Consider the following 16709-nt stretch of genomic DNA (forward strand, 5'->3'; position numbering starts at 1 on the left):
AGGCCGCCCGGCGCCATGGCCGCGAGGCGCCGCCGCTGCCGCCGAGCGAGCTGGCGCGGCTGCTGGGCCACGACTGGCCGGGTAATGTGCGCGAGCTGATCAATGCCGCCGAGCGCCATGCCCTGGGCCTGTCGGTGCCGGCACCGAGTCTGGCCAGTGGACAGTCGCTGGCCGAGCAGATGGAAGCCTTCGAGGCACAGTGCCTGCACCAGGCGTTGCAACGTTGCCAGGGCAATATCGCCGAGGTGATGGAGCTGCTGCAGCTGCCGCGCCGCACCCTCAACGAGAAGATGCAGCGTCACCGCCTGCAGCGCAGCAGCTATCGCCCTGCCGGCAGTGGCGACGACGAATAGCGGCGCTTAGCGTGGGTACTTGCGCTCGCCGGCCAGGTACACCGCCTGCACCTTGATCCGGGGCAGCGCCTCGGTCGCCACGCTGTAGGGGTTGTGGTCGACGATCTGCAGATCGGCCCACTTGCCCGGCTCCAGGCTGCCGGCCTGTTCCTCGATGCGCAGCTGGTAGGCGCCGTTGACCGTCATGGCGCGTAGCGCCTGGTGGATGTCGATGGCTTCGCCGGCGTTCAGCGCCCGTCCGCTGCTGCTCTGCCGGGTGATCGCCGTGTGCATCAGGCTGAACGGGCTGGCCGGGAACATCGGGCTGTCAGCGTGCAGGGTGGGGCGCATGTGCTGGGCGAAGGCGCTGCGTACCGGTAGCACCTGCTGCGCCATCAGCCGGCCGATGATCGAGTCTTCCAGCGCGTCGCCGTAGTAGAGGATGTGGTTGATGTGGAAGGAGGGCGTCACGCCCATCTCGGCCAGCAGCGGCAGGCGGTCAAGAGGCAGCTCCACGCCATGCTCCAGGCGCACCACCGGCCGTTTGCCGGGCAGCGGGCCGGCGGCCTTGAGCGCCTGGGTCACGGCGCGGGCCGAGGCATCGCCCTGGCTGTGGATGGCCACCTGCCAACCGGCGGCCGTGTAGCGGCGGATCTTCTCCTGCAACTGCTGCTGGCTGAACATCGCCTCGCCGTGACTGCCCGGCGCGATGCCCAGGGTCTGGCCCAGCGGGCTGTTCAGGTAGGGCGAGCTGGTGAACATGCTGCCGGTGTAGGGCGAGCCGTCGTGCCACAGCTTGATGCCGAGCACGCGGAAGTAGGGATTGTCCTGCTCGGGACTGTCCGGCAGGTACTTGAGCTCGTCCTCGACCAGGTAGAAGAACTGGCGGATGCGTGGCTGCAAGTGGTCCGAGGCGACGAAGCGCGCCATCAGCGGCGGCACGTTGTAACCCAGTGAGGCGACCGAGGTGAAACCGTTGGCGAGCAGGTCGTCGAGCACCGTCTGGTAGCGGCCGAACAGCTGCCACGGTGATTTGAGGTCCTTGAGCAGCGGTTGGGCGGCGCGGCTTTCGGCGATGAAACCGGTCAGCTCGCCCTGGCTGTCACGCTGGTAGTAGGAGCCGTCGCCCGGATCCGGCGTGTTGCGGTCGATGCCGGCTTCGGCGAAGGCGCGCGAGTTGGCCCAGAACGAATGCAGGGTCTGCGACACCAGCAGCACCGGGTTGTCCGGGGCGATGGCGTCCAGTGCCTGGCGCATCGGCACGGCGAGGTCGGGAGTGAGGATCGGGTCGATGCCGCCGGCATATACCCACTCGCCCGGGTCGGCCTCGGCCACCGCCGCCTTGAGCGCCGCCCAGACCTCGGCGTTGCTTGGGTGGGTGAAGCCGGACAGGTCCGCCGCGCCGCCGAATACCGCGCTCAGGGTCGGGTGTTCATGGGCGGCGATAAAGCCCGGCAGTACCGTGTTGCCCTGCAGGTCGATCACTTCGGTGTGTTCGTCCTTCAGCGCCATGATCTGCGCCTCGCTGCCCACTGCCAGGACCAGCCCGTCGCGCACGGCGATGGCCTCGGCCACCTGGTCCTGGGCGTTGACCGTCAGCACCTGACCGTTGTGCAGGATCAGGTCGGCGCCATCGCCGGCCGAGCAGCCGGCCAGCAGGGTCAGGATGGCGAGGGCAGCATTGCGGCAGAGCGCGTGGGGATTCGGCACGGGGAGGTTCTCCTTGGCGGCTGGTGCTCAGACTACCGGACAGCGCCGCAGCGCGTGGCCAGGTGGCACAGAAGTGCGCGGGTCTGGCACAAGTGCCCTGGCATGGCTGGCGGGCCATCGGCGGATTTCCGCTTATTGGGGGCGGGTGGTGGGCGGATTTCCGCTCAAACTTGTCGGGCGGATTTGCTCGAACCCAGCAAAATCGAGCCTTCTAGCCCCTGGCACGCTGGCTGCTATGGTTTCTGCCATGCCCTCAAGAGGGTGATAACAAGAACGACCGAGTGTGCATTGCCTGCCAGGAGTCCAAGGGCTCCTCATCTAGCCCGGCCTGCCGGGTGCGCTCGCCGTTCTTGTTGCCGGGTCGCCGTTCAGCTCCACGGGCGCGACTCACCGACAACAACAATGGAGAAACCCGCATGACCCTGACCAAGCGTCTCAGCCTGTTCGCCGCCGCGGCAGCGTTCACCGCCAGCACCGCGGCCATTGCCGCCCCGACCTTTATCAACATCCTCACCGGTGGCACCAGCGGCGTGTACTACCCGATCGGTGTCGGCCTGTCGCAGCTGTACAGCAACGGCATCGAAGGCTCGAAAACTTCGGTACAGGCGACCAAGGCCTCGGTGGAAAACCTCAACCTGCTGCAGGCCGGGCGTGGCGAGTTGGCTCTGGCCCTCGGTGACTCGGTGGCCGATGCCTGGAACGGCGTGGAAGAAGCCGGCTTCAAGGCGCCGCTGAAGAAGCTGCGTGCCATTGCCGGGACCTACCCGAATTACATCCAGATCGTCGCCAACGCCGACGCGGACATCCACACCCTGGCCGACCTCAAGGGCAAGCGCATCTCCGTCGGCGCGCCGAAGTCCGGCACCGAGCTCAACGCCCGCGCCATCTTCAAGGCCGCTGGCCTGAGCTACGAGGACATGGGTGAAGTGCAGTTCCTGCCCTATGCCGAGTCGGTCGAGCTGATCAAGAACCGCCAGCTGGACGCCACCCTGCAGTCCTCGGGCCTGGGCATGGCCGCCATCCGCGACCTGGCCTCGACCATGAAGATCAGCTTCGTTGCCATCCCGGCCGACGTGGTGGGCAAGATCGGCAACGCCGCCTACCAGCCGGCGACCATCCCGGCCAAGACCTACGACGGCCAGGATGCCGACGTACCGACCGTGGCCATCACCAACATCCTGGTGAGCCATGAGGGCGTGAGCGACGACGTGGCCTACCAGATGACCAAGCTGATGTTCGAGAACCTGGACAAGCTGGCCACTGCCCACTCCGCGGCCAAGGACATCAAGCTGGACAGCGCGGCGAAGAGCCTGCCGATCCCGCTTCACCCGGGTGCCGAGCGCTACTACAAGGAAGTCGGTGCGCTGTAAGGCCCTTGCGCGTCGGGTTACCCGCTGGGCGGCGTAACCCGGCGCGCCGCGCACAGGCCGCCAGCGGTGGCCGCAACTATCCTGCTGAGAGAAGCCGGCAAAGGCCGAACCGCCGTTTGTCCTTTGCCGGCCGCTCTCGTCCCATGGTTATCGAGGTACCGGATTCATGAGCGAGCACCACGACGGTCTGGCGGCCAACCCGCGCGACTGGCCCAAGGCGCTGTTCTGCGTCGCCCTGCTGTTCACCATCTTCCAGATCATCACCGCCGCCTTTCACCCGGTGTCTACCCAGGTGCTGCGTGCGGTGCACGCCGGCTTCCTGCTGCTGATCGTGTTTCTCTGCTACCCCGGCGTCGGCAAGGGCCGCCCGTGGCAGCCGCTGGCCTGGGTGCTGGGCCTGGCCGGCATGGCCACGGCGATCTACCAGTGGGTGTTCGAGGCGGACCTGATCCAGCGCTCCGGTGACCTGACCCAGGGCGACCTGATCGTCGGCGTGTTGCTGATCGCCCTGGTGTTCGAGGCGGCGCGGCGGGTCATGGGCATCGCACTGCCGCTGATCTGCGGCCTGTTCCTGCTCTACGGCCTGTTCGGCGAATACCTGCCGGGTGATCTGGCCCATCGTGGCTACGGCTTCGACCAGATCGTCAACCAGCTGTCGTTCGGGACCGAGGGGTTGTACGGCACGCCGACCTACGTGTCGGCCACCTATATCTTCCTGTTCATCCTGTTCGGTGCCTTCCTCGAACAGGCCGGCATGATCAAGCTGTTCACCGACTTCGCCCTGGGCTTTTTCGGCCACAAGCTGGGTGGCCCGGCCAAGGTGTCGGTGGTGTCCTCGGCGCTGATGGGCACCATCACCGGTTCCGGCGTGGCCAACGTGGTCACCACCGGGCAGTTCACCATCCCGCTGATGAAGCGCTTCGGCTACAAGTCGGCCTTTGCCGGCGGGGTCGAGGCCACGTCGAGCATGGGCAGCCAGATCATGCCGCCGGTGATGGGCGCGGTGGCCTTCATCATGGCCGAGACCATCAACGTGCCCTTCGTCGAGGTGGCGAAGGCGGCGCTGCTGCCGGCGTTGCTGTACTTCGGCTCGGTGTTCTGGATGGTTCACCTGGAAGCCAAGCGTGCCGGCCTCAAGGGCCTGCCGAAGGACCAATGCCCGAACCCCTGGACGGCGGTGAAGGAGCGCTGGTACCTGCTGATTCCGCTGCTGGTGCTGGTCTGGCTGCTGTTTTCCGGGCGCACGCCGCTGTTCTCCGGCACCGTCGGCCTGGCGCTGACCGCCATCGTTATCCTCGGCTCGGCGATCATCCTGCGGGTTTCCAGCTTCGGCCTGCGCGTGGCGTTCTGGATCGCCCTGGGCGTGCTCTGCGCCGGCTTCTTCCAGCTCGGCATCGGCGTGGTGTTCGGCGTCATTGGCCTGCTCGTCGCGGCCTGCTGGTTCATCAAGGGTGGTCGCGAGACCCTGACCGTGTGCCTGCACGCGCTGGTCGAGGGCGCGCGCCATGCGGTGCCGGTGGGCATCGCCTGTGTGCTGGTCGGGGTGATCATCGGCGTGGTGTCGCTCACCGGGGTGGCCACCACCTTCGCCGGCTACATCCTGGCCATCGGCAAGGACAACCTGTTCCTCTCGCTGGTGCTGACCATGTTCACCTGCCTGGTGCTGGGCATGGGCATCCCGAGCATCCCCAACTACATCATCACCAGTTCGATCGCCGCGCCGGCCCTGCTGGAGCTGGGCGTGCCGCTGATCGTCTCGCACATGTTCGTGTTCTATTTCGGCATCCTCGCCGACCTTACCCCGCCGGTGGCGCTGGCCTGCTTCGCCGCCGCGCCGATCGCCAAGGAGACTGGGCTGAAGATCAGCCTGTGGGCGATCCGCATCGCCGTAGCCGGTTTCGTGGTGCCGTACATGGCGGTGTACAACCCGTCGCTGATGCTGCAGGGCGACAGCCTGTGGATGACCGCGTACATGCTGTTCAAGGCGGCGGTTGCCATCGGCCTGTGGGGCATCGCCTCGATCGGTTTCCTGCAGGGTCGCCTGGCCTTGTGGGAGCGCGTGCTGGCCTTCGCTGGCGGCGTGGCCCTGGTGTTGGCGCTGCCGATCACCGATGAGCTGGGCTTCGCCATTGCCGCCGTGCTGCTCGGCCAGCACCTGTGGCGTCATCGCCACGCGGCGCCGGCGGCCGCGTGATCGGTCTGTGCATGGGCCTGGCCGGCGCGCTCTGGGCCCAGGTGGCGGTGCCGCAGTCGGGGTTCACCCTGGCCTGGAACCACACTATCGAGAAGATCCGCTGGGAAGAGGACTACCGCGTTACCGCCGACGGCCTGCTGCTCGGCGAGGCACGGGTCAAGGGCTCCGGCGCGGGCATGGAGATCCCGGACGGCGCCGAACTGCGTGACGGCAGCTGGCACTACCGCCGGCAGATGCCGCCGCTGCAACCGCTGCGCGTCGGGCGTACCCCCGAGGCCGGTGATTACCAACTCTGTTTCGACCAGCGTTGCCATACCCTTGGCGAGTGGTTGGGTCCGCCACGAGCGGACCGGCCGGCGCTGGAACTCTGGAGCTGCACGCTCCAACGCTGATCCCGGCGCCACAAGCGCCAGGATGGACCCGACCCCCGCAGGTTCGCCTCCGGGGGTTTTGTTCGTCTGGGGTCTAAGCTGGCTGAACCGCCACCTGGAGGAAAACCGTCATGCGCCCTCTGCTTGCCCTGCTGTTTGTCTTGCCAACCCTCGCCTGCGCCGAGCCTCGTGCCGGTCTGTGGGAGTTCACCAGCCAGATGCTGCATGGTGGTCAGACCATGCCGGACATGCAGCAGATGATGGGCCAGCTGCAGAACCTGCCGCCCGAGCAGCGCCAGATGATGGAGCAGATGCTCGCCCAGCAGGGAGTCAAGCTGGGTGGCAGCGGTGTGCAGCTGTGCCTCAGTGCCGAACGCCTCAAGGCCGGCGACATCCCTCTGCAGAACGAAGACTCCGGTTGCAGCCATGAAATCACCGAGCGCAGCGCCGAGGTCTGGAAGTTCCACTTCAAGTGCCCGAATGGCGAGGGTGAGGGCGAAACCCGCTTCCAGGGCGATACCGCCTTCACCACCACGGTCAACGGCGTCTACGACGGCCAGCCCAGCAGCATGCACAGCCAGGCGAAATGGCTGGGCGAGGACTGTGGCGGGCTGCCCAGTCGCTGATCCGGTGGCCGGGGTACACTGCCCTCCTCATGGGGCAGGGGAGCCAAGGGTATGCAAGGATTGAGTGGCTGGATCGCACTGGCACTGGTGGCGGCTGTGCTGCTGGCGATCATCTATGGCTACAACCGCCTGGTGTTCAACCGCGCGCGGGTGGCCGAGGCCTGGAGCGGCATCGACGTGCAGCTCAAGCGCCGCTCCAGCCTGATCCCGCAGCTGGTGGCCTGTCTCAAGGCCTACATGGCTCACGAACGGGAAACCCTCGAAGAACTGGTCAGCCGCCGCGGCGCGGCCCAAGCCCATGAGCGCGACGGTGCGGCGGATCGGGCGGCGGTCGAAACCCAGCTCACGGCCGCGCTGCTGCGCACCTTCGCCCTGGTGGAAAACTACCCGCAGCTCAAGGCCGACGCCGCCTTCCTCGATCTGCAGCGCAACCTCAGCGAGGTCGAGGAGCATATCCAGATGGCCCGTCGTTACTACAACGGCGCCGTGCGCGAGCTCAATGTGCTGGTTGAGTCATTTCCCAGCAACCTGCTGGCGCGCGCCTTCGCGTTTCGCTGCGCCACCTATTTCACCCTGGACGACGCCCGCGACGGGTTGTCGCCGAAGCTGGAGTTCTGAACATGCCGGGCTGGCTGAAACCCCTGTTGCTGTTGTGCTGCCTGCTGCCCGGCGTGACGCGGGCGCAGGAAGTGATCGAGGACTTCGCCGTCGAGGTGCAGGTCGAGGCTGACGGCGGCCTGCTGGTGAGCGAGCGCATTACCGTGCAGGCCGAGGGCGAGCAGATCAAGCGTGGCATCTACCGCGACTTCCCGGTGCGCATGCGGCTGGCGGGGCTGCTCGACAAGCGGGTCGGTTTCGAGCTGCTCGAAGTGCAGCGCGACGGCGCCCCCGAGCCCTATTTCGAGCAGGCCCAGGGGCCGATGCAGCGGGTCTATATCGGCCGCCACGACCGCCAGCTGGCGCCGGGGCGCTACCAGTACCTGCTGCGCTACCGCAGCAATCGCCAGTTGCTGCATCGCCCCGGCGAGGATGAGTTGTACTGGAACGTCACCGGCAACGACTGGGCCTTTCCCATTCGCCATGCCAGCGTACGCGTGTTGCTGCCGGCCGGCGCCGAGGTGCTGGCCGCGCACGGCTACACCGGCTGGGCGGGCGAGCAGGGCGAGGATTACCGTGAGGTCGACGACGTGCCGCCGAGCTACGAGACCACCCGCGAATTGCAGCCCGGCGAGGGTTTCACCATCGCCCTGGCCTGGCCCGAGGGCCTGGTGCAGCGGCCCGGTGCGCTACGCCAGCTGGGCTGGCTGATCGACGACAACCCCGGCGCGCTGCTCGGCCTGGCCCTGTTGCTGGCGCTGCTGGGCTTCTATGGCTACCAGTGGCGGCGCGTCGGCCGCGATCCCGAGGCCGGCGTGGTGATCGCCCGCTTCGCCGCGCCCGAGGGCCTGTCGCCAGCGGCGGCCGGCTTCATCTGGCACCGAGGTTTTGCGCGTGGCTACAGCAGCGTGCGCGCGCTGACCGTGGCGCTGACCTCGATGGCGATCAAGCAGGCGGTGCGCCTGGAGGACCTCAACGGCGGCAAGGGTTTCGCCGTGCATCGCGGCCAGGTAGACGACAAGGCGCTGTTCAGCGGCGAACGCAAGGTTCTGGCCAGCCTGCTCAAGGGCGACATCGGCTATCTGGAAGTCGGCAGCGACTACGAGCCGCGTCTCGGCGCCGCCGTCGGTGCACTGGACAAGCTGCTGCACAAGGAACAGCACGAGCGCTGCTTCCGCCTCAATCGCGGCATCTGGTGGCGCGGCGTGCTGCTGGCCCTGGCCGGCATCGCCGCCTGCCTGGTGCTGGGCACCCGCGACAGCGAGGGCCTGGCCCTGATCGGCGTGGCCAGCCTGTTCATGGTCTGCTTCGGTGGCGCCGGGCTGTTCATCATTGGCACCGGGGTGCGCAGCATGGGCGAGGGCGGGGTCGGCAGCGGTTTGGTCATGGTGCTGTTCGGCCTGCCGTTCTTCGGCGTCGGCCTCGGCGCGCTGGGCATGATGGCAGGGGCGGTGGCGCCGCTGAACCTGCTGTTGGTGCTGGCCTTGGTGCTGTGCTGCGCGCTGTTTCGCGTGTGGCTGGAGGCGCCGACCCTGCAAGGCCGGCAGTTGCTCGACGAGCTTGCCGGCTACCGCGAATACCTGAGCCTGGCCGAGCGCGACGAACTGGCCGGCGCCGGCAAGGCCCCGGCCATGAGCATCGCCCTGTACGAACAACACCTGCCCTACGCCATGGCCTTGGGCGTGGAGAAGGAATGGAGCGCGCGCTTTACCCGCGCCCTGGCGGCGGGCCTGATCTCGGGTGCCAGCAGCGACAGCTACCGGCCGACCTGGTATGCCAGCGAGCGCGCCTTCAGTAGCCCGGAACAGTTCTCCAGCCACCTGTCCTCGGGCCTGGCCGGCATCGCGGCGAGCGCGGCCAGCCCGCCGTCGAGTTCGTCATCCGGTGGCTCGTCCGGCGGCGGTTCCTCGGGCGGAGGCGGTGGTGGTGGCGGCGGTGGCGGCTGGTAGGTCGAAAATGTCCGGCGCCCGGAAAGGGCGCTCTTACAAGGAGTGTGGTTGTGCCAGGAAGGCTGTTATCCCTGTTGTTGTTGTGCTGTCTGGCGTCTTCGGCCAGCGCCGATGAAGTCATCGAATCGTTTGCCGCTACCCTGCAGGTGCAGGCCGACGGTCAACTGCTGGTCACCGAGCGCATCGTGGTGCAGGCCGAGGGAGGGCAGATCAGGCGTGGCATCTATCGCGAACTGCCCACGCGCTATCGCCGCGGAGACTCCTTGTATCGCAACACGCCGTTCGAGTGGCTGGGCAGCAGTCGCGATGGTCAGCCGGAGGCTAGCCATATCGTGCGCGCCGCCGGGGGCGAGCGCCTGTATCTCGGCAGCGCCGAGCACATCCTGGAGCCGGGGCGGCATAGCTATGAGCTGCGTTACCGCGTCGATGCCCAGCTGATTCAGGGCGAGTTGCACGACGAGTTGTACTGGAACGTTACTGGCAATGCCTGGCGCCTGCCGATTCTCAGCGCCAGCGCCGAGGTGTTGTTGCCGGAGGGCGCGCAGATCGTCAGTGCCAGGGCTTACACGGGCCTGAAAGGAACACAGGGAACTGACTACCGCATCGAGTCCGGCCAGGGTCGTCTGGCGTTAACCAGCACCCGAGTCCTGGGCCCCGGCGAGGGCCTGACCTTGGCAGTGCAATGGCCGTCCGGGCTGGTCACGCATCCGGGTTGGCTGAAGCGCACCTGGCGTTTGCTGTGCGACAACCTCGGCCTGCTTCGTGCGGGCCTGGCGGTGCTGTTTCTGGCGGGTGTCTACGGGTACTACTGGTATCGCATTGGCCGGGACCCGGCACCTGGCCTGGTGATTCCGCGTTATGCCGCTCCCGAGGGCGTCAGCCCGGCGAGGGTCAGCTTTCTCTGGCACCGTGGCTTCGCCGAGGGCAAGCGTGCTGTGCGTGAGCTGGGTGTAACCCTGACCGATCTGGCCATCCGCGGTCATGTCCATCTGCGCGACGAAGGGGGACGGCTGCTTCTTACCCGCGCCACAGAGTGCCAGGCGACGCTGGGTATCGACGAGGGGCGTCTGCTCGACGAACTGTTTACCGATGGGCAACCGATCCCGCTCGGACGTACGCACCAGCCGCGCCTTCTGCAGGCGGTGGTCGCCTTCGGCCATAGGCTGAAGGAGTTTGGTGCCCGCTATCACAGCCTCAATCGGGCTCCATGGCTGGTCGGTTTCTGGATTGCTTTCGCTGCCACCCTGGTGTTGCTGTTTGCCGAAAGTGAGGGAGAAGCGAGCAAGGAGATCGCCGGCATTGCGGTTTCAATTTTGCTTTTTGGAGGCATCGGTATTGGCTCATTGCTCAGTGGGGGCCCGTCCTTCGGCGGCATCATGGCGTTGTTGGTCAGTCTGTTTCCGCTGAGCATGCTGGCTAATCGGGTACCCCCGGGAGCGCTTGTGGCCGTAACCGTGCTCTGGCTGTTGGTGGTGCTGTTCCGTTTCCTATTGGCGGCACCCACCGTTCAGGGCCGGCGCATGCTGGATGAGCTGGCGGGGTACCGCGAATACCTGCAGCTGGCTGAGGCCGACGTGCTGGCTCGCGCTGGTGACGCGCCGGCCATGAGTATCGAGCTGTACGAGCGGCACCTGCCTTACGCCATGGCCCTGGGGGTCGAGGCACGCTGGAGCGCACGCTTCGCTGCGGCGCTGGCCGCCGGGTTGGTCGAGCCGCAGTTGCGCGAATACCGGCCCGACTGGTCAGTGGGGCGCGATGCGGCAGCCATTGGCCGCGAGCTGGCGCCGAGCCTCTACCGCGACTTGGCCAGCGCCTGTGACGAGGAGTCGGCTGCGAGCTCCTCTGCTGATTATTCCGTGTCCGATGCTCCGAGCTCCAGTGGCGGGTCCGCCTCTTCGGGGGGAGGCCATTCTGGCGGTGGTGCCGGTGGCGGAGGAGGCGGCGGCTGGTAAGGCTTAGCGCCAGTTCCAGCTGCTGCGGGCCACGGCGTCGTGGGCGTGCAGGCTTTCGGCATGCACCACTTCCAGGTTGAAGCCGAGCAGGCCGTCCTGCTCGCGCAGGCACTGATGCAGACGTCGCGCGGCGTCTTCGCAGAACATCAGGTTCTGCCCGTTGGCCAGGGCGAAGGCCTGCTCGTCGGCGCGTTTCACTGCCGTCTGCAGCGCCGTGCCCAGGGCGGCTTCGGCGTTGTTCAGCAGTTGGCGAACCGGCAGACGCTGCAGTTTGGGGTCTAAGCACAGTCGTAGGCGCGCCTCGCTGCGCTGGCTGTGCGGCGTGGCAAGAATGCCGCTAGTGCCGCCAAGCCAGGCGATGATATCGGCATGATCGAGTGATATACCTGCAAAATCATCGACAAATTGCTGCTGAATCAGCTGTCTGGCCAGCGCCGCCGAGCACGGGCAGGTGGAGGAATAGCCCAACGTCAGCTGCAGTTCCACGTGAAACCCTGCCGCATCCAGGCGGGTATTCAGTTCCAGCGGATAGCCCTTCCATCCGGCCAACGGGCTGACCAGCGCCGGGCGCTTGAGCAGCAGCTCGCCGCGCAGGTTGAGGTGGGCCTGCTGCGATAGCCCTTCATGACTCTGCAGAAACTGGTGCAACACCGCCTCGATCGCGGGCAAGGACAACTCGCGCTGCTCCAGGGCCTCCAGCGCCAGGTACAGGCGCGACATGTGAATGCCGCGTGCGCCGGGGTTGTCCAGGCTGACGCCGGCATCCACCCGACAGTCCAGCGGCTTGCCATCGAGCAGCACCGGCAAGGCGATCTGCTGCATGCCAACGAAGTCCAGCCGGGGCTGGTTCTGCGCGTTGGACTGCGCGGCGATATCGGGAAGGGTCAGGGCAGTCATCGGATTTCTCGGGCCAGTTGCGAACCGATAATGTTATGTTATAACAAAAATGAGAGACAACCCTGACGAGAATCGACTGTGCTCAGCGAACCCGAACTGCTTGCCATGCCCGCCGCCGCCTACATGAACGAGGCGCAGCAGGCGTTCTTCCGCCAGCGTCTGCTGGAACAACGCAGCGAGCTGCAACGGCGCATCGACGAGGAACAGCGCCAGTGGCAGCTGCGTCTGCTGGAGCGCGAGAAGAAGCTGCTGGACAAGATCGACGAGGCGCTGGAGCGCCTGGCCCGTGGCGAGTACGGCTGGTGCCCAGGGTCTGCCCCCCGTTTCGTAGCGGCCGCGTTGCTGCGCCAAATGGCGCCAGGCAAGGCGCGGGGCGCAGGGAATGGTGGCCCCTTGCCAAGTCCCGCAACGCCGCATGGCGCCATTTGCCGCGCAACCCGAAGTGCCGGGCCAGTTTTTGCACGGTGCGTTGTTGCTCGACGGCTCATTTGGAGCACCAAACTTCGCCTCTCGCGCCTAACCCCGCGCAAAAACTGGTGCCGGCGCGGCCACTACGAAACGGGGGGCAGACCCTCAACCGGCGAGCCGATCGGCCTGCGCCGCCTGCTGCTGCGGCCCACCGCCAGCCTGTGCATCGAAGCCAAGGAGCGTCAGGAACAACGCGAACGCCATATCCGTGATGTGCGAGGAAACCCCAATGGATAACCGTCTACCCGTTACCGTGCTGTCCGGCTTTCTCGGCGCCGGCAAGAGCACCCTGCTCAACCATGTGCTGAAGAACCGCGACGGCCTGCGCGTGGCGCTGATCGTTAACGACATGAGCGAGATCAACATCGACGGCAGCGAAGTGCAGCGCGACGTCAGCCTCAACCGCGCCGACGAGAAGCTGGTGGAGATGAGCAACGGCTGCATCTGCTGCACCCTGCGCGAAGACCTGCTGGAGGAAGTGGCGCGGCTGGCCCGCGACGGCCGCTTCGACTACCTGCTGATCGAGTCCACCGGCATCAGCGAGCCGCTGCCGGTGGCCGAGACCTTCACCTTCCGCGACGAACAGGGCCAGAGCCTGTCCGACCTGGCGCGCCTCGACACGCTGGTCACCGTGGTCGACGGGGTGAACTTCCTGCGCGACTTCCACGCCGCGGAGAGCCTGGCCAGCCGTGGCGAGACGCTGGGCGAGGAGGACGAGCGCTCGATCACCGACCTGCTGATCGAGCAGGTGGAGTTCGCCGACGTCATTCTGATCAGCAAGACCGACCTGATCTCCAGTGCCGAGCGCGAGGAGCTGACGGCCATCCTGCGCGGGCTGAACACCGAGGCCGAGATCGTGCCGATGGTGATGGGCCAGGCGCCGCTGGCGAAGATCCTCAACACCGGCCGCTTCGACTTCGACCGCGCTTCCCAGGCGCCCGGCTGGCTCAAGGAGCTGCGCGGCGAGCACGTGCCGGAGACCGAGGAATACGGCATCGCGTCGACCGCCTACCAGGCGCGCCGGCCCTTCCACCCCGAGCGTTTCTTCACCTTCCTCAACCGCGAATGGGTCAACGGTCGGCTGCTGCGCTCGAAGGGCTACTTCTGGCTGGCCAGCAAGTACCAGGAGGCCGGCAGCTGGTCGCAGGCCGGCGGCCTGATGCGCCATGGCTACGCCGGGCGCTGGTGGCGCTTCGTGCCCAAGACCCAGTGGCCTCAGGATCAGGACGGCCTTGGCACCATCATGAGCAAATGGAGCGCCGAGGTCGGCGACTGCCGTCAGGAATTGGTGTTCATCGGCCAGAACATCGACTTCGCCCGCCTGCGCGCCGAACTGGACGACTGCCTGCTGACCGACGCCGAGATGGCCGCCGGCCCCGAGGCCTGGCAACACCTGCCGGACCCCTTCGGCGCCTGGACCGAGGAGGCGGCCTGATGCAGGCCCTGCAGTTGCGCCCGGCGCCACGCCAGGTGCTGAGCGAGAAACACGAGGTGCTCACCGAGGTGCTGCACGACGGGGTCAATCTGGCCCTCTGGCAGCGCCGCCTGGCGCCGCAGGTGACGGATTTCGCGCAGGTGCTGCTGGCCCAGCCGCTGGAGGTGAGCGAGACCCTGCAGATCGAGATTGGCACCGACGAGGCGCTGCGCATGCCGCCGTTGCTGGCCGTCCAGGCCGACCTGCATGGGCACGCAGCCTTTGTCGCCGATGTCGTCTGGCTGGTCGAGGCATTCGCCTGTCTGCTCGATGCGCGCCGGGTTGGCTTGCGCCTGCGCAGCCTGGCCAAGCCGATGTGCCCGCGCTTTCACGTCGATCATGTGCCGCTCAGGTTGATCAGCACCTATGCCGGGGTTGCCAGCGAATGGCTGCCAGAGGGTGGCATGGATCGCCGCCGGCTGGGCGATGCCCAGGCCGAGCCCCGGGATGCCGGGCGTATCCAGCAGATGGAGGCGGGCTGGGTGGCGCTGGCCAAGGGCGAGAAGTGGTTGGGCAACGAGGGCGCCGGGCTGATTCATCGTTCGCCAGCGCCACCTGCTGGCGAGCGGCGCTTGTTGCTGACCCTGGACTGGCTGGCCTAGCCGCGCTCAGCAGGTGGCTGGCTAGCGCGCCATCCACACGCCCTTGCTCTGCTGTTCGCAGGCGGGCTTGAGGTAACGGGCATCGCTTTCGACGCCGTAATAGTGAATATCCTGCTGGTAGGGCGTGCCCTGCACCTTGGCGTTGCGGCATTCGCCGAAAGCGCCGGCCGGGCATTGCACGACGAAGCTGACCTCGACCTTCTGCCCCTGCAACTGTGGGGCGCAGAAGCCGCTGCGAAACAGGTTGGCCGGGATGGTACGGTTCTGCTGGCACAGCTTGACCTCAAGCTGCTGGCCTTCCGCGTGCACCACGCAGGCCTCGGCCCAGGCCTGGCCGGTCAGGCCCAGCAACAACAGGGCAACAATCGCACGCATCGCGTTTCTCCTTGGCGGCAAAGCGGCGACTCTAGCCTTTTCCGCCAGCCGTTAAAACCGCACCATAGGGCCATGCTCGCGAATATCCCCACCCATCTGATCGGCGGCCCGCTGGGCGCCGGCAAGACCAGCCTGATCCGTCATCTGTTGGCGCACAAGCCGGCGCATGAGCGTTGGGCCGTGCTGGTCAACGAGTTCGGCCAGATCGGCCTGGACGCTGCCCTGTTGGCGACCCATGAGGACGGCATCGGCATCGCCGAGATTCCCGGTGGCTGCCTGTGCTGCGTCGCCGGTGCGCCGTTTCAGGTTGGCCTCGCCCGTCTGCTGCGCAAGGTGCGGCCGGATCGCCTGCTGATCGAGCCGTCCGGCCTGGGCCACCCGGCCGAGTTGCTGCGCCAGCTGGGCATGGCGCCCTGGCTGGGCGTACTGGCGCTGCAGCCAGTGGTGCTGGTGCTGGATGCCGCGGCCCTGGCGGCTGGCCAGACGTTGCCGGAGGCGCAGCAGGCGGCGTTGCCGCTGGCCGGTTTGCTGCTGCTGAACAAGGCCGAAGGCCTGGATCAGGCGGCGCGCGCACGCGTGCAGGCGCAACTGCCGGCGTTGCCGTTGCGCTGGACCAGCCAGGGCGCGCTGGACTTCGCCGAGCTGCCGGGCAGCGCCGTATGTGCTGCTGAGGCCACTGACGCTAGTGCCTTGCCCGAGGCCAAGGCGCCGCTGGCGCAGCTCTGGCGCGACCCGCGCCAGCCGATCTGTCAGATGCAGGCGCAGGCCGAGGGCTGGAGCATCGGTTGGCGTTTCCACCCAAGCCAGCGTTTTGACTCCCTGCAGATCGAGTCGTGGCTGGCCGGGCTGGACTGGAGCCGCGCCAAGCTGGTGCTGCATACCGAGCAGGGCTGGCGCTCGGCCAACCTGCTCGCCGGCCAGGCGCCGCAGTGGCGGGACAGCGAATGGCGCCGGGATTCGCGGCTGGAGCTGATCTTCGCCGCAGCGCAGGAGCCGGATCTGCTCCAGGCCTCGTTGCTGCGTTGCCGGCTGGCCTAGTCGGCTGCGGCGAGCAGTGTCAGTTCACCGATGATGCTGGTGCTGTAACGGCGCATGAGGCTGGGGACTGCGCGTTGCTCGTAGCCCATTAGCGACGGTTCGATATAGCGCCATTTGCGGGCGATGGCCTGGAGTCGGCGTTGGCGTTCGCTGCGGGGAGCCGCCTGGTGCAGCATCTGCAGCAGGTCGCTGCTGAAGTTTCTGGCCTGCTCGTCGATCGCCAGGCTGTCGCTGCCCAGGGCATTGGCACCGATGCTGTAGGCGATGTAGTCGGTGGTCAGGTACTGCAGGCGCAGGGCCAGGCGCTCGGGGCCAGTCAACTCGTCCGGCGTCGGGCCGAGGCTGTCGCTGTCGGCCATGAGCCGGCGATTCAGTTCCAGTACCGAGGCCACCGAGTTGCCGTCGGGGATATGGCCCTGCTGGATTTCGTTCGAGATGGACTGCAGCAATGTGCGATAGCGCTGCCAGGTTTCGAGCATGGCGGGCGGTCGCGTGGCCAGCTGGGTCACCAGTCTTTCTCCGTGTTGCAGGCGCCGTTCGAGTACGACGCTGAAACCGGGGTCGGCATCAACGCCATAGAGCAGGTAGAAATCGCCGAGCGAACCGCTGAGCGCCAGGCGCAGCTCCTGTAACTCGTCCGCGTTGGCAGTTGCGCCGCTGAGCAGGCATGAGACGAGGCCCAGCAGGCCGAATAGGCGGGCGATCATGAAAGGCTCCGTGTGGTGTAGGGTCGGGCGGCGTTGGCCGCCAGGTG

At 67.0% G+C, this 16709-nt stretch carries 15 protein-coding genes and 2 pseudogenes; 13 read left to right on the forward strand and 4 right to left on the reverse strand.

The genetic code is table 11. The annotated features are described in order from the left end of the window. A partial coding sequence (locus tag AYB31_RS18610) for a helix-turn-helix domain-containing protein (RefSeq protein ID WP_330220007.1) occupies positions 1 to 353 on the forward strand: 353 nt, incomplete at its 5' end. Positions 354 to 359: 6 nt separating this feature from the next. Here the strand turns inward: AYB31_RS18610 and AYB31_RS18615 are convergent. Continuing rightward, entirely contained in the window at positions 360 to 2042 is a 1683-nt protein-coding gene (locus AYB31_RS18615; protein WP_068830461.1) for an amidohydrolase, read from the reverse strand. Positions 2043 to 2458: 416 nt separating this feature from the next. On the opposite strand from AYB31_RS18615, the gene AYB31_RS18620 reads away from it, so the two are divergent. The 7 genes from AYB31_RS18620 (at position 2459) to AYB31_RS18650 (ending at position 11101) form a co-directional block, all read left to right on the forward strand. Further along, on the forward strand, positions 2459 to 3412 hold the full coding sequence (locus AYB31_RS18620) for a TAXI family TRAP transporter solute-binding subunit (protein ID WP_068830463.1): 954 nt from the start codon (positions 2459 to 2461) through the stop codon (positions 3410 to 3412). A 166-nt stretch (positions 3413 to 3578) separates the two neighbouring features. Further along, positions 3579 to 5606: a TRAP transporter permease gene (locus tag AYB31_RS18625; RefSeq protein ID WP_068830465.1), complete on the forward strand. Its 2028-nt coding sequence runs from the start codon at positions 3579 to 3581 to the stop codon at positions 5604 to 5606. Further along, a complete protein-coding gene (locus AYB31_RS18630) occupies positions 5603 to 5998 on the forward strand; it encodes a DUF1850 domain-containing protein (protein ID WP_068830467.1) in 396 nt (131 codons plus the stop codon). The genes AYB31_RS18625 and AYB31_RS18630 overlap by 4 nt, the downstream gene beginning before the upstream one ends. Before the next feature lie 110 nt (positions 5999 to 6108). Then, the gene (locus tag AYB31_RS18635; RefSeq protein ID WP_068830469.1) at positions 6109 to 6603 is read left to right on the forward strand and encodes a DUF3617 domain-containing protein; all 495 of its coding nucleotides are present in this window, start codon (positions 6109 to 6111) and stop codon (positions 6601 to 6603) included. Between the two features lie 51 nt (positions 6604 to 6654). Further along, complete coding sequence (locus tag AYB31_RS18640; RefSeq protein ID WP_068830471.1) at positions 6655 to 7221, forward strand: LemA family protein; 567 nt, start codon at positions 6655 to 6657, stop codon at positions 7219 to 7221. Between the two features lie 2 nt (positions 7222 to 7223). Further along, complete coding sequence (locus AYB31_RS18645) at positions 7224 to 9149, forward strand: DUF2207 domain-containing protein (RefSeq protein WP_068830473.1); 1926 nt, start codon at positions 7224 to 7226, stop codon at positions 9147 to 9149. Positions 9150 to 9199: 50 nt separating this feature from the next. Next, positions 9200 to 11101, forward strand: a complete 1902-nt coding sequence (locus AYB31_RS18650; protein WP_068830475.1) for a DUF2207 domain-containing protein — start codon at positions 9200 to 9202, stop codon at positions 11099 to 11101. Positions 11102 to 11104: 3 nt separating this feature from the next. On the opposite strand, the gene folE2 is transcribed toward AYB31_RS18650, so the two are convergent. Further along, positions 11105 to 11998: a GTP cyclohydrolase FolE2 gene (gene folE2, locus AYB31_RS18655; protein ID WP_068830477.1), complete on the reverse strand. Its 894-nt coding sequence runs from the start codon at positions 11996 to 11998 to the stop codon at positions 11105 to 11107. Positions 11999 to 12103: 105 nt separating this feature from the next. On the opposite strand from folE2, the pseudogene AYB31_RS22395 reads away from it, so the two are divergent. The 4 genes and pseudogenes from AYB31_RS22395 to AYB31_RS18670 all read left to right on the forward strand — a co-directional run. Continuing rightward, a pseudogene (locus AYB31_RS22395) lies at positions 12104 to 12304 on the forward strand (RNA polymerase-binding protein DksA); the annotation flags it as partial. Between the two features lie 264 nt (positions 12305 to 12568). Next, a pseudogene (locus AYB31_RS22400) lies at positions 12569 to 12703 on the forward strand (TraR/DksA family transcriptional regulator); the annotation flags it as partial. After that, on the forward strand, positions 12696 to 13901 hold the full coding sequence (zigA, locus tag AYB31_RS18665) for a zinc metallochaperone GTPase ZigA (protein WP_068830481.1): 1206 nt from the start codon (positions 12696 to 12698) through the stop codon (positions 13899 to 13901). The pseudogene AYB31_RS22400 and the gene zigA, both read left to right, overlap by 8 nt. Beyond that, positions 13901 to 14542, forward strand: coding sequence for a DUF1826 domain-containing protein (locus tag AYB31_RS18670; RefSeq protein WP_068830483.1), 642 nt, complete (start codon positions 13901 to 13903; stop codon positions 14540 to 14542). Before zigA ends, AYB31_RS18670 begins: the two co-directional genes overlap by 1 nt. A 21-nt stretch (positions 14543 to 14563) precedes the next feature. Here the strand turns inward: AYB31_RS18670 and AYB31_RS18675 are convergent, their stop codons facing one another. Continuing rightward, positions 14564 to 14917, reverse strand: coding sequence for an NADH:ubiquinone oxidoreductase (locus AYB31_RS18675; protein ID WP_068830485.1), 354 nt, complete (start codon positions 14915 to 14917; stop codon positions 14564 to 14566). Between the two features lie 72 nt (positions 14918 to 14989). Here AYB31_RS18675 and AYB31_RS18680 point away from each other — a divergent pair, with 72 nt between their 5' ends. After that, positions 14990 to 15955 carry a CobW family GTP-binding protein gene (locus tag AYB31_RS18680; RefSeq protein ID WP_068830487.1) on the forward strand — a complete coding sequence of 322 codons (966 nt, stop codon included), beginning with the start codon at positions 14990 to 14992 and terminating at the stop codon, positions 15953 to 15955. On the opposite strand, the gene AYB31_RS18685 is transcribed toward AYB31_RS18680, so the two are convergent. Continuing rightward, complete coding sequence (locus AYB31_RS18685; protein WP_068830489.1) at positions 15952 to 16662, reverse strand: hypothetical protein; 711 nt, start codon at positions 16660 to 16662, stop codon at positions 15952 to 15954. The genes AYB31_RS18680 and AYB31_RS18685 overlap by 4 nt on opposite strands. Positions 16663 to 16709: the final 47 nt, after the last annotated feature.

The organism is Pseudomonas sp. BMS12 (assembly GCF_001592875.1).
In the GTDB taxonomy this organism is placed as follows: Bacteria; Pseudomonadota; Gammaproteobacteria; order Pseudomonadales; family Pseudomonadaceae; genus Aquipseudomonas.